At 44.1% G+C, this 12,273-nt stretch carries 12 protein-coding genes; 9 read left to right on the top strand and 3 right to left on the bottom strand.

Features of this window, described 5'->3' with window-relative positions:
* Positions 1-4 precede the first annotated feature (4 nt).
* The 4 genes from IEW05_RS01745 (at position 5) to IEW05_RS01760 (ending at position 4,896) form a co-directional block, all read left to right on the top strand.
* Positions 5-499 carry an RrF2 family transcriptional regulator gene (locus IEW05_RS01745; RefSeq protein WP_188535214.1) on the top strand — a complete coding sequence of 165 codons (495 nt, stop codon included), beginning with the start codon at positions 5-7 and terminating at the stop codon, positions 497-499.
* Positions 500-683: 184 nt separating this feature from the next.
* Entirely contained in the window at positions 684-1,151 is a 468-nt protein-coding gene (locus IEW05_RS01750) for a MarR family winged helix-turn-helix transcriptional regulator (protein ID WP_229753222.1), read from the top strand.
* A gap of 143 nt (positions 1,152-1,294) precedes the next feature.
* Positions 1,295-3,055 (top strand): ABC transporter ATP-binding protein, encoded by a 1,761-nt coding sequence (locus IEW05_RS01755; protein WP_188535216.1) that lies wholly within the window; start codon positions 1,295-1,297, stop codon positions 3,053-3,055.
* Positions 3,052-4,896 carry an ABC transporter ATP-binding protein gene (locus IEW05_RS01760; protein WP_188535218.1) on the top strand — a complete coding sequence of 615 codons (1,845 nt, stop codon included), beginning with the start codon at positions 3,052-3,054 and terminating at the stop codon, positions 4,894-4,896. The genes IEW05_RS01755 and IEW05_RS01760 overlap by 4 nt, the downstream gene beginning before the upstream one ends.
* A gap of 405 nt (positions 4,897-5,301) precedes the next feature.
* Here IEW05_RS01760 and IEW05_RS01765 read toward each other — a convergent pair whose 3' ends face one another.
* Positions 5,302-5,715, bottom strand: coding sequence for a MerR family transcriptional regulator (locus IEW05_RS01765; protein ID WP_188535220.1), 414 nt, complete (start codon positions 5,713-5,715; stop codon positions 5,302-5,304).
* Between the two features lie 198 nt (positions 5,716-5,913).
* Here IEW05_RS01765 and IEW05_RS01770 point away from each other — a divergent pair, with 198 nt between their 5' ends.
* Entirely contained in the window at positions 5,914-6,858 is a 945-nt protein-coding gene (locus tag IEW05_RS01770) for an MBL fold metallo-hydrolase (RefSeq protein WP_188535222.1), read from the top strand.
* 149 nt (positions 6,859-7,007) lie between these two features.
* Here the strand turns inward: IEW05_RS01770 and IEW05_RS01775 are convergent, their stop codons facing one another.
* Positions 7,008-7,610 (bottom strand): TetR/AcrR family transcriptional regulator, encoded by a 603-nt coding sequence (locus IEW05_RS01775; protein ID WP_188535224.1) that lies wholly within the window; start codon positions 7,608-7,610, stop codon positions 7,008-7,010.
* A gap of 134 nt (positions 7,611-7,744) precedes the next feature.
* Between IEW05_RS01775 and IEW05_RS01780 the strand changes: the two genes are divergently transcribed.
* The 4 genes from IEW05_RS01780 to IEW05_RS01795 all read left to right on the top strand — a co-directional run bounded on the left by IEW05_RS01780 (position 7,745) and on the right by IEW05_RS01795 (position 11,414).
* On the top strand, positions 7,745-9,004 hold the full coding sequence (locus tag IEW05_RS01780) for an MFS transporter (RefSeq protein ID WP_188535226.1): 1,260 nt from the start codon (positions 7,745-7,747) through the stop codon (positions 9,002-9,004).
* Between the two features lie 143 nt (positions 9,005-9,147).
* Positions 9,148-9,630, top strand: coding sequence for a nucleoside deaminase (locus IEW05_RS01785; protein WP_188535228.1), 483 nt, complete (start codon positions 9,148-9,150; stop codon positions 9,628-9,630).
* 270 nt (positions 9,631-9,900) lie between these two features.
* The gene (locus IEW05_RS01790) at positions 9,901-10,824 is read left to right on the top strand and encodes a GNAT family N-acetyltransferase (protein WP_188535230.1); all 924 of its coding nucleotides are present in this window, start codon (positions 9,901-9,903) and stop codon (positions 10,822-10,824) included.
* A gap of 182 nt (positions 10,825-11,006) precedes the next feature.
* Complete coding sequence (locus IEW05_RS01795) at positions 11,007-11,414, top strand: hypothetical protein (RefSeq protein ID WP_188535232.1); 408 nt, start codon at positions 11,007-11,009, stop codon at positions 11,412-11,414.
* Between the two features lie 335 nt (positions 11,415-11,749).
* Here IEW05_RS01795 and IEW05_RS01800 read toward each other — a convergent pair whose 3' ends face one another.
* A complete protein-coding gene (locus IEW05_RS01800) occupies positions 11,750-12,220 on the bottom strand; it encodes a pyridoxamine 5'-phosphate oxidase family protein (RefSeq protein ID WP_188535234.1) in 471 nt (156 codons plus the stop codon).
* Between the last annotated feature and the right edge of the window lie 53 nt (positions 12,221-12,273).

Here is a 12,273-nt window from a genome sequence, read left to right on the forward strand (position 1 = left end):
TTATATGCAGTACAGTGTAATGGTTGAATATGCTTTGCACAGCCTTGTTTATTTGATAGATATACCAGAGGAGTCAACTATAGGAATTAAAGATCTATCAGAATTTCAAGGACTTTCGGAAACGTATCTCTCGAAAGTTTTCGGTAAATTGTCTAAATCCGGTATCGTAAGTTCTACACCTGGTGTAAAAGGTGGTTATAAATTAGCTAAACCTCCCGAAGAGATTACGTTTTGGGATGTAATTGAAGCAGTTGAGGGAAAGAAACCTATATTTCAATGTAAAAATATATTAAAAACTAATTTAATGTATAGGGATAATGAGGACTGTACATCATGTACTCAAAACAATCCAACATGTATAGTCAATCTGGCAATGCAGGAAGCAGAAGAGCATATGCGTGAGGATTTGCGTAAAAAAAACCTTGCTTGGTTAAATAGAGAGCTGGATCAAGTTTTACCTGAGAAAGTACGAACGGATAGTCGAAACTATTTTAAATGACGGATTGCGATAAAAGAGGGCCACCCATTATGGGTGGCCCTTAAACTTGCCATTACCGGGACAAAGCATTTATGTATCCGGAAATCTTTTTCAAAAGTTATTGACCAATAAAGCGAACATCGTGTACAATGAACACTGTTAACTATTTTGTCTGTTTACTTTTTAAAGATAGGAGGTACATGGTGTGGTATCAAAAAATGAAGATAACAGGTCAAACTATGTTGAAAAGGCGATTATCTCCTTTAGTAAAATCATGTCAGATAACCAGAAGAGTATGATGGATAACTTAAATCGAGCAAATAAGGGAGAACTTTTTGTTTTGCGTATTTTGACATTGCGTAATGCGGAGGTGCTCCCTTCTGAACTGAGTGAAGCATTGAACAGCAGCACGGCACGAATATCCGCATTGCTCGGAGCACTGGAAAAAAAGGGGCAGATTAGGCGCGAGATCGACAAAAGCAATCGCCGCAATATCCTTGTGACCATCACCGAAGCTGGGCGTGAGCGAGCTGAAGCTGAAATGAATGAAATCGAAGGACGCATGGCTAAGGTATTTACCGAAATGGGTGAAGCGGATACGGCAGAGTTCATCCGGTTGATAAAGCTGTTTTCAGATCTTTCGAAAGATGAAGATGGTTGTCAAAGGGGATAAGTTACCTTCCGGAAAACCGACAATTTTGTTAATATGCGGGCTTTGTGGCCTGTATAAAAATGCTACTCCATTACTAACAGGGTTTATTATAAATAGAGTTACACCGAATACTGTATATAGAAAAATGGGAGGAATCATAATCTATGCTAAAGATTTTCAAATATCTCAAACCCCAAGAATGGTTGATGGCATTATTTAGCTTGATTTTTGTGGTAGTGCAGGTTTGGCTGGATTTGAAATCGCCAGACTATATGGCGGAAATCACCACATTAGTGCAAACACCCGGAAGCGCGAAAAGTGATATTTGGCTAGCTGGGGGTAAAATGCTTCTTTGCACATTCGGTAGTTTATTAGCCGCTGTCATTGTTGGTTTTTTTGCCGCCCGAATTGCCGCAGCGTTCTCCAAACGTCTGCGCAGTTTGCTCTTTAATAAGGTGGACTCCTTTTCAATGGAGGAAATTAATCGCTTTTCTACCGATAGCCTAATTACCCGTTCTACTAACGATATTACGCAGATTCAAATACTGGTTACGATGGGACTTATGTTGGTTGTCAAAGCGCCGATTATGGCAGTGTGGGCAATCACAAAAATCTCCGGAAAGGGCTTTGAGTGGACACTCACCACAGTCGGGGCGGTTGTGTTTCTAATTGTAATGGTTAGCCTTATCATGATTTTTGTCTTACCAAAATTCAAAAAGATGCAGGCACTGACGGATAATATGAACCGGGTTACTCGTGAAAACCTGACTGGTCTTCGCGTAGTTAGGGCATACAACGCCGAAGATTACCAAGAGAAAAAATTTGAAGAAGCCAACGAGGAATTAACTAGCACCCAGTTATACACTAGCCGCGCTATGGCAATTATGATGCCCGTCATGATGATGATTATGAGTGGACTCTCCCTTGCCATATACTGGATTGGTGCATACCTTATTGACGCAGCGGGAATGACAGATAAACTGCCGCTCTTCTCAAATATGGTTGTATTTTCTAGTTATGCGATGCAAGTTGTTATGTCATTTTTGATGTTGGTTATGATCTTCATCATGCTCCCCCGTGCCAGTGTTTCTGCCAAACGGATCAACGAGGTACTGGATACCGAACCTACAATACTCGATGGAAGCCGAATGGAAGGCGTCCCTGGTTTGAAGGGTGAAGTGACGTTCAGAAATGTGGGCTTCAAATACCCAGACGCAGCAGATTATGTGTTGAAGGACGTGAATTTTACGGTAAAGCAGGGTGAAACGATCGCATTTATCGGATCCACAGGTAGCGGTAAGTCAACTCTGATCAACCTTGTGCCGCGCTTCTTTGACGCAACCGAGGGAGAAATCTTGTTTGACGGTGTGAACATCCGAGAGTACGCACAGGAAGCTTTGCACAACAAAATTGGCTATGTACCGCAAAAGGCGGTGCTGTTTAAGGGGTCTGTTTCCTCTAACGTAGCATATGGAGAAAACGGCAGAGAAGGATTTTCGACGGACGAAATCAAGAAAGCAGTTGCCATCGCACAAGGCACAGATTTTGTGGAGCGGATGGATGGCGGCTATGAAGCAGACATTGCCCAAGGTGGCGCAAATATATCAGGCGGGCAGAAACAGCGACTTGCTATTGCCCGTGCGGTCTGCAGGAAGCCGGAGCTCTACATCTTTGACGATTCCTTTTCGGCACTGGATTACAAGACTGACCGGGTTGTGCGCGGTGTACTAAAGAGAGAAACTGCTGGTGTGACAAGTATGATTGTAGCGCAACGTATCGGTACGATTATGGATGCTGACCAGATTATCGTGTTGGATGAAGGCAGGGTTGTGGGACAAGGTAGCCACAAGGATTTGCTGCAAACCTGCGAAGTATATAGACAAATTGCCATGAGCCAATTAAGCGAGGAGGAACTTAGTTCATGAGTGAACAAAAGACGAACAGAAGACCGGCGGCTGGAGGCAGGATGGGACGAGGAGGTGCGGAAAAGGCGAAGGATTTTAAGAGAACCTGGGGCAAACTGATTGCCTATTGTAAAAATTATATGCCTGTAATAGTTGTCGCGCTTGTTCTAGCGGCAATCGGGACAGTGCTGCAGATTATTGGCCCGGATAAGCTGAAGGAAATGACCAATGAGATTATGAAGGGGCTACCTCAGTTAGTAGACGGCGTTTCGATTGCCGGTGCAATTGATCTTACCGCGGTGAGGAATATTGCATTCCTGCTGGTAGCATTTTATGCAGGATCAGCGATCCTCAGCTTTATGCAAAGCTATATAATGGCAACGGTAACGCAAAAAATAAGTAAAAATATGCGTACTGGCATATCAAAAAAAATCAACAAACTGCCATTGAAATATTTCGATAGAGTAAGTTACGGTGATATACTCAGCCGGGTAACTAACGATGTGGACACAATCGGGCAAACGATGAACCAAAGTATTGGGAGTCTGGTTACATCTATCACCATGTTTGTGGGATCGGCTTTCATGATGTTTTACAACAATTGGATTATGGCATTAACTGCTATTGGCTCAAGTGTTCTTGGTTTTCTCATTATGGGTATTATCATGGCAAAGTCACAGAAATACTTCGTTCAGCAGCAAGAAGGTTTAGGTGTCGCTAATGGACATATTGAAGAAGTTTATTCCGGTCATAATGTAGTGAAGGTTTATAATGGTGGCAAGGAAGCCAAACGCTATTTTGAGAATGTGAACGAGAGCCTGTATGAAAGTGGTTGGAAGAGTCAGTTTATGTCTGGTCTGATGATGCCGCTCATGATGTTTATCGGCAACTTGGGTTATGTGTCCGTCTGCGTGGTGGGTGCAGCGCTGGCTATGAATGGAACCATCAGCTTCGGTGTGATTGTCGCCTTCATGTTATACATCCGACTGTTTACCCAGCCTCTTTCTCAAATTGCGCAAGCCTTTCAGAATCTGCAAAGAACCGCTGCTGCCAGCGAGCGTGTATTTGAGTTCTTTGACGAGGAAGAACTATCCGATGAAAGCCAAAAAGCAAAACAGCTTGGCAATGTTAAGGGTGATGTGGAATTCCGTCATGTAAAATTCGGATATACACCCGAAAAAACGGTTATCAATGATTTTTCGATCAAAATTAAAGCTGGACAGAAAGTTGCCATTGTCGGACCAACTGGCGCAGGTAAAACCACCATTGTTAATCTGCTGATGCGCTTTTATGAACTGGACAGTGGAGAAATTCTGCTGGACGGTGTTCCAATCAGCCAAGTGCCGCGTGAGAATGTGCATGAGCAGTTTTGTATGGTATTGCAGGACACATGGCTTTTCGATGGCACGATTAAGGAAAACATCGTCTATTGCAAGGAGGGCGTTACAGAAGAACAAGTGGTTGCTGCCTGCAAAGCAGTGGGACTTCATCATTTTATCAGAACCCTACCACAAGGGTATGATACATTGTTAAATGACAAGGCTAGTCTTTCACAGGGGCAAAAACAGCTTGTCACTATTGCTAGAGCAATGATTCAAAACGCCCCAATGCTGATTCTTGATGAGGCGACAAGCTCGGTAGACACCCGCACCGAACTTTTGATTCAGGAGGCTATGGATAAGCTAATGGTAGGACGTTCATCCTTTGTCATTGCCCACCGTCTGTCCACCATAAAAAATGCCGACCTAATCCTGGTGATGAAGGATGGGGACGTTATCGAAAGTGGTAATCACAAAGAACTAATGGAAGAGGGCGGCTTCTACGCTGAACTTTACAACAGCCAGTTTGAACCTGCTGCATAGAATATAGTCAATTGGATTCTAGGAGCTTGTCGCGCCGCGACAAGCTCCTTTTGCATTTTTCGTCGGATATCATATTGATCCCGTTTATTTTACGCTTGTCGTTCAATTATATGGTGTTCTCCAATCAAGCGATCCGTACTGGGGCCAATCGGGTGGTAGAGGATTTTTGGGCTATATTTTTTGATGGTTTTTCTTCGATGCAGAGCATTTACATCGTATAAAATACGATATGTTTTACGTATGTCAACGAGAGATAATTGAATGTTTAGGCAAAACGAAGTGGTCATTCGCACATTTTAAAAATGACTACAAACAATTGATAGAGTATACACTGTTATGAAGGCGTACAGTGGATTGGTGATAGCTGCTCCAGGAACCACAGTATTCTGGAAAATCCCGCCAAGGTTATCTAGTATTTACTTTGTCTTCTTTCGTAAGTTCTTGGTATAGGGCAAGTTTCTCTTCCGCTAGAGAAATATTGTAATCAATTTCTTGCCGCTTGGCTTCCAGTTCCATCAGATGCTTCTCAAGGATTTCAATTCGATTTTTTAAGGTAGGAGTATACTTAGAAAGATTCTCCCCTTGTTGAATTTTATCCATCACACAGCCCTCACGAGTAAATTCCGTAATCTCCTCAAGCGATAATCCCAATTTTTTTAGGTTATTTAGACATTGAATGTAGGAAACCTCGCTTTCTTGGTAGACACGTGCCCCTCCATTTTTACGCTGGGGTTCATGTAGCACCCCAATTTTTTCATAATAGCGAATCGTATAGGGAGTTAATCCCGTTTTTTCTGACACTTGGCTTATTGTAAGCATTCGATTTTTGCCCCTCCTTTTTATGTTGATATTGGAAACTATTATACAGCTTGCAGTTGACTCAAAGTCATAAGTAAATATTTACAATCGCCCCTAACTTCGCCCTGAAAAAGCTCTTGACTTCTAGTTGACTCTAACTTGTAAGTTAAAGTTACTAATGGAAATGCAGGCAACTACAAACACAAAAGGGGTATAACAATGAACAACGAATATTTCACGATTCAACAAGCATCGGAAGGTATTTGGGGTGCTATTTCGGTTCCAGGCAGCGGTTCTCTGGGGAATGCAACAATTATTGATCTTGGGGATTTAACCGTAGTAGTAGATACAACTAACCTGCCGCATTCTGGTGCTTTGTTACGTCATACTGCTGAACAATTAACAAATAAACCGGTTAAATATGTAGTGAATACACATTTTCGTGGAGATCATGTTAACGGCAATCAGGAATTTATGAAAAGCGAATTTATATCTACTGTTTGGACAAGAGATTTGCTATCTGATATGGGCGAAGTGAATATTGATCTTATGCAACAAAACATTCAAAAGTTAATAACTAGCCTAAATCATGTACGTTCACAGCAAAGTGATTCCCACATGTTAACCGAAATTGACTATGATCTTTCTGTACAGCGAGCCCTGTATGATGCCATCCCTTCCCTTTCCAGGGTGGTACCCACGATAACCTTTGACGATAAACTCGTTATTCAAGGAACAAAGCGAAGTATCGAAGTTTTATCTTACGGAGGTGGTCATTCTTTAAGTGATGCTATTGTGTACGTTCCAGAAGAGCAAACTTTGATCGCTGGTGATTTAATATCGACGAAGACGATTCCAGTCATGCCACACGGTAATCCATACGCTTGGATACGCATCCTTAAACGCATTCAAAAAGACCTCAAGGTCGATACTGTCGTTCCGGGACACGGAGATGTGTCTAATTCAGATCGAATCATGGATGTCATACACTTTTTGGAGAACACGATCGCTTATGTTTCTGGAGCTGTAGCAAGCGGGGAATCAGAGTCTTATTGGTTGGAACAAGGAGTATTACAAGGTTATGAGGATTGGCATCTGCCCCAGTATTTCAGATGGAACTTTCGCTGGCTCTTTAACGGTATGCTTGTTCAAAACAACAGATGAGACAACAAGCAACACTGTTTGTATTCCTATCGCGCACGGTTGCATGAGCTATGGTATTCCTGAGGTCGGAAACCATAGCTGCCATGACCCAGACATTCTGTCCGCCAGCGGAGTATAGGCCGTCGGTGTTCAATTGGAATGAAAAGAATTTAACGGGGTTCGCGCAGGCATTCCTTTTCTAAATAATTAGCAAAGCTCTTGATATTCATCTGTATATGCCGATTATTACCTTCGAGCTTACTCATCATGATACCGCCCTCCATGATGGACAGGGAGAAGGTGGCCAGCGCCTCTATATCGAGGTCAGCTTTGAATTCTCCGCTTTGTACGCCTTCGGATATGATTTTCTTTTTGGATTCCAGTGTTTCTATTAGCGCTTGCTTGGCTCTTTCACGTAAGCCTGGATGACTGTCGTCACAATCAATAGCTGTGTTGAGGAGCGGGCAACCCCCGATGAAGGGCGGATCTTCCACTACGTTCTCGTATACGCGCAAATAAGCTAGCAGCTTGCCAGAGGCCGTTTCTTGTTGATTGACAGCATGAGCAAGCCGGGCCCCTACAATACTGCCAGCATAGCTAAAAGCTTCAAATGCAATTTCGTCTTTACTAGAAAAATGGCGGTAGATGCCGCCTTTTTTGATGCCTGTCAACTCTGTTATATCTGATAAGGATGAACCCGAATATCCCTTCTGGTTAAAAAGTTCAGCGGCCTTAGTTATGATGAATTCGCGAGTTTTTTCACCTTTCTCCATCGTTATCCCCCGTATTTAACTATATTTATACACGTAGTATATCAAATGAATTTCCACTCTTGCAAAACAGTGCATCTATGTTAGTATTGAAGATACCGATCGGTATCTTTTTTTTGTGATAGGGGGGAACAAGAGTGGGCACGACATGGTTTAAGGAATCCAAGTATGCTTGGATTGGATTGGGATCTCTCTGGATAATTGGGTTTATTGGCGCCTTGACCCGATTCAGCATGGCTTTTTTTCAGGTGCAAATTTCGGAGGATTTACAGATTAGCAGGGGATTCATTTCGATGGCATGGTCTACCAATTTATTAATTACAGCTATATGCGCGCCTGTTGGAGGCTGGCTTGCCGAACGTTACGGCACAAAGAAGGTACTGTTCATAAGTGCAGCCATGAGTACTTTAGGTACCGGCGTTGTCACGTTAGGAAACCATTCTAGCGTCTTTTTCATTGGATATGGTGTTATTTCTGGGTTAGCTGGTATTGGGGCGACGACGAGTTATATATTGATGTTTGAATGGTTTAGGCATCATCGAGCAAAAGCAATGGCGCTGCTGGGGAGTGCGTCCTCAGTAGGATTAGCAATTATTACGCCGATCTTCGTATCCGTCGGCTGGCTGACTTGGAGGAATGCCTTCTTGGCTTCTTTTGCCCTAGGCATTCTTGTGACATTACCTGTAATTTGGCTGGGAGTTAAGAGCCTGCAACAGAAAGATATGGAGAAACCTCATTCGGATCTTTCTCTAGAAACTGAAGAGCATGATAAGCCTCTAACAGTAAAATCATCACCTAAGAAATTCCTCCATCTTCCTCTCTTTGTCGTGGTCGCGATGGCGTTGTTCACCTGTGGTATCAATATGGGATCCGTTGAAATGAATTTGGTAGCCATACATCAGTTGGCAAATGTGACACCAAGCATGATTGCTCTATCTATGAGCATACTTGGCATTATGGAAATCACGGGAGCAATGATTTGCGGTTATTTTCTGGACCGATACAATAAATTGATAATGATGTCTATTCTGTATGGTATACGTATTATAGGCTTTGTTTTCCTCTTTATGCACTTGGGAAGTTCACCTATTGTTTTTGCAATAGCGTTTGGAATTACCTACTTAAGCGCAGTTCCGGGAGGGATCCTTGTCATCAATGAATTTGCAAACGGGAAAGGACAACATACCGGAGTGTTACTTTTCTTCCATCAGGGAGGCGGTATTGTGGGAGCATTAATCGGGGGCTTATCCTTCGATTATTTCCGAAATTATCAGAACTTGATCGTTGTTGACATCATTATTTGTATCCTTGTAGCGCTAGGATACTTCGTATTATACACAACACATAGAAGGAATCTTAGAATTTATAATAAGAAGGTTACAGTTAGCGGTCTCTGACTTAGCATCGTCCCGCTTCCTCCTTCACCTATATGAAAAAACTTCTCAAAACTAAGTTTTTATATATTTTCCATATAATTTCCTTAATGTTAGTATAAAGCGGTGAAGATAGTCTACATGATATCAAAAAGAGGAGGTCTCTTATGATTAATAATACCGATCTAAAGCATCTACGTCGCTGTGTTGAGCTTGCAAAGGCTGCACTACAGGTCGACGATGAACCGTTCGGTTCGGTTCTAGTCTCAGCCGATGATGTTGTGCTTGCAGAAGATCACAACCATGTATCCGGCGGAGATCATACCCAGCATCCAGAATTCGCATTAGCGCGTTGGGCGGCCGAGAACATGACGATAGAAGAAAGGCGCAAAGCAACGGTTTATACTTCGGGGGAACATTGCCCGATGTGTGCCGCGGCTCACGGTTGGGTTGGATTGGGCCGGATTGTGTATGCGAGTTCCTCTGCACAACTGGTTCAATGGTTAAGTGAGATGGGGGTCGCCGCATCGCGGGTGCGCAACCTTCCGATTCAGGAAGTCATTCGCGATACGGACATAGATGGTCCTGTTCCTGAACTGGCCGAGCAGGTTCGGGAGCTCCATCGACAGTTTCACGCGAAGAAACGGTAATCTAGAAGAACCAAGAAATCCACTGCTGGGCTTATAGTTGAAACGGTGGAGTAACATAATCCCTAAAGTAGTGAATGGCACCCATGTTGGGTGCCATTCGTTTTCGCGGCTACTTATGATACGGTGAACCGTATCATAAATAAGGGCAAGTTTTTTCGAAGAATTCCACAGCAAGAATGTGAATTCACGTTTCACCGGCACGGGGATCATGTTATGTTAGGATAGGCTTACAGCAAAGGAATACGACAATCGAACCAATAGAGGTGTTACATGAAGACTATCCATAACCCGTGGTTGAAGCTCAGAGAGGGAATCTGCCAAGAGGACTATGACTTGATTAACAGACTCCAAGAAAGGTGCATTTGCGAAGATCAGACGACGCTGAAGCTCGAGTTGGACTACAAGCTTGGCGTATATTCAAGGACAGACTGCGCCGGGATCCGACAGATCAATGAATTCATGTACTTCAATGGACATGAGTTGATCGGCTATATGGGTATTTGCGAATTCGGCGGCCCAGATACACCGCTCGAAGTGAATGGCATGGTGCATCCAGATTACAGGCGCCAAGGCGTTTTTGGGACATTAAACAGGCTGGCCATGGCAGAGTGGAGGCATAGATCTCCCAAAAGTATGCTTCTCCTAAGCGATCGGAAGTCAGAAGCTGGGCAAGCGTTCATTCAAGGAACCAGAGCAAGGTACCATCATTCGGAGCATGAGATGTATCTTCGGGTGGATGGACCGGAGACATACAATGACTTAAAGGGGATCACATTTCGTAAGGCGACGAATGCCGATGCGTGGGAGATTCACCGGCAGAATACGATATACTTCGGCGACAAGGTGGAGGAAGAGGAGGCAAACGATCCAAGCGAAGGGATGATCCTGCCTGAGGAGGAAGAAAAGAGGGGTATGACCATCTATCTTGCAGAAGCTGACCAACAGGTCATCGGTAAAGTCCATATCCAGCTGTCTCCAGGCATCGGAGGCATCTATGGTCTGGGCGTTCTGCCCGAGCATCGCGGCAAGGGATACGGAAGAGCGACTCTCTTGAAGGCGATTGATAAGCTGAAGGAAGCAAACGCAGGGGACATTATGCTGCAAGTGGCCGTGGAGAACGCCAATGCACTCCGGCTCTATCAATCTTGCGGTTTCGTGGAGACCTCGACGATGGATTATTATGAGCTACAATGACCCTCCCATATGAATAGCGATGGGCCATTGTTACCGCCCTCAAATCGTCCATCGGAATATCGCAGTTGCTACCCGCTTAGTCAGTGTACAACTGACTGTTCGCCAATTTTCACAGTGTGCCCAAACTTCGCGACGGGAACGGAATAATATAGAGTCAACAATACTTTACAGGGGGTGTTTCTATGAGCAATAAAAACATTCATGGCTGTCCTGCCCCTCAGAACATCACGTTGGCTCAGCGCTTACAACCAATTGTAGGTCGGACGGTAACGGTGTTCCAACCTGGCTTTCCGCAGCTGACAAGAACAACAGGAAAGCTCTCCAATGTGACCTCATCTTCTTTTACAGTGGGATCAACGGTAGTGAATACCCAAACCTCCTTTTTTATTGTCCTTAACACGCTTGTTAAAAAGACAAAGCCATTTGATTTGACAGCCACCGCAGAAGACATCGGTGAGCTTCACGGGAGACTAATCCGTGTTGGAAGAAATTTTGTCGAGTTTATCAAGAAGCCAGGCCGGAGGGTTCCTACTCTGTTTCCGTTAAATCAGTTCACTGAAGTCGTTTGCGAACATGAGGATGAGGAATAGGAACTGCGAACGACCCGCAAGTAGTGCGCCTGAAGAACGAGCGCCCTCTTACGGGTCGTTTCATTTGCACCAAGTGTGGGCACATGCTGGTTGGTGAACTTCAATACACATTCGTCGTGCGATGCGGGGTAAGAACTTGCCGTTTGAGATAGTTGCGGAGAGCCTCATCATAAGTAACAGCGAAAAATAGGGAGTGTGCGGACACTCCCTTTGAGCTAACATGGTCTGTTACCAAATGACTACTTCACATGAATCCAGTAAGGCGAACCACATAGTATGCTTATACTTCAACAGCAGCAACCTAATATGTAAAATATAGAATCCACATAGACCACTTAAGTTGCCGTCTTATTGACAAAATCAATCTCATTTCTGATCCCTTTGTGGGCGTCATTCCACAGGCCCTTTGTCAGGCGAATGCGCAGCAGGCATGTGTTAGGGTCTTCGTCGTTATTGGCTTCGTAATACCACTCGGCGAATATTGTGCGCAGCTTTGTCATCATCTCCGTGTTTTTCTCGTCACACACCCAGCCCAGGTTTTCACCGATTCCATCGGCTGTAAAGTTTTCGACGATAATACAAACGGCGACTTCGGGGTTTTGGGCGATCTGCTGCATCTTGCCAGAGGTCGCGTAGGTGACGGTGTAGAAAGCGCTGTCCTCATAATAGGCATCCACAATGCGGGCGGCGGGACGGCTTTTGCCATCGGCCCCCGGTTCCAGCGCGATAGTGGACAGAGTGATTAGGCCATCCTTGTTACCCACTTGTTCTTCCAGCAGCTTTATGGCTTCGTCGTATTTGCTCATTTTATTACCTCCCAAAGTGTAATAAGGCATACATAATTAAGCTTATCATTGTA

It is taken from the genome of Paenibacillus segetis, assembly GCF_014639155.1.
GTDB classification, from domain to species: domain Bacteria; phylum Bacillota; class Bacilli; order Paenibacillales; family Paenibacillaceae; genus Fontibacillus; species Fontibacillus segetis.

Coding starts and splice junctions, on each gene's coding strand:
- IEW05_RS01775 (WP_188535224.1), bottom strand. CDS start 7,610: ATGGAGAAAGGTGAAAAAACTCGCGAATTCATCATAACTAAGGCCGCT.
- IEW05_RS01745 (WP_188535214.1), top strand. CDS start 5: ATGCAGTACAGTGTAATGGTTGAATATGCTTTGCACAGCCTTGTTTAT.
- IEW05_RS01770 (WP_188535222.1), top strand. CDS start 5,914: ATGAACAACGAATATTTCACGATTCAACAAGCATCGGAAGGTATTTGG.
- IEW05_RS01795 (WP_188535232.1), top strand. CDS start 11,007: ATGAGCAATAAAAACATTCATGGCTGTCCTGCCCCTCAGAACATCACG.
- IEW05_RS01785 (WP_188535228.1), top strand. CDS start 9,148: ATGATTAATAATACCGATCTAAAGCATCTACGTCGCTGTGTTGAGCTT.
- IEW05_RS01755 (WP_188535216.1), top strand. CDS start 1,295: ATGCTAAAGATTTTCAAATATCTCAAACCCCAAGAATGGTTGATGGCA.
- IEW05_RS01765 (WP_188535220.1), bottom strand. CDS start 5,715: ATGCTTACAATAAGCCAAGTGTCAGAAAAAACGGGATTAACTCCCTAT.
- IEW05_RS01790 (WP_188535230.1), top strand. CDS start 9,901: ATGAAGACTATCCATAACCCGTGGTTGAAGCTCAGAGAGGGAATCTGC.
- IEW05_RS01800 (WP_188535234.1), bottom strand. CDS start 12,220: ATGAGCAAATACGACGAAGCCATAAAGCTGCTGGAAGAACAAGTGGGT.
- IEW05_RS01760 (WP_188535218.1), top strand. CDS start 3,052: ATGAGTGAACAAAAGACGAACAGAAGACCGGCGGCTGGAGGCAGGATG.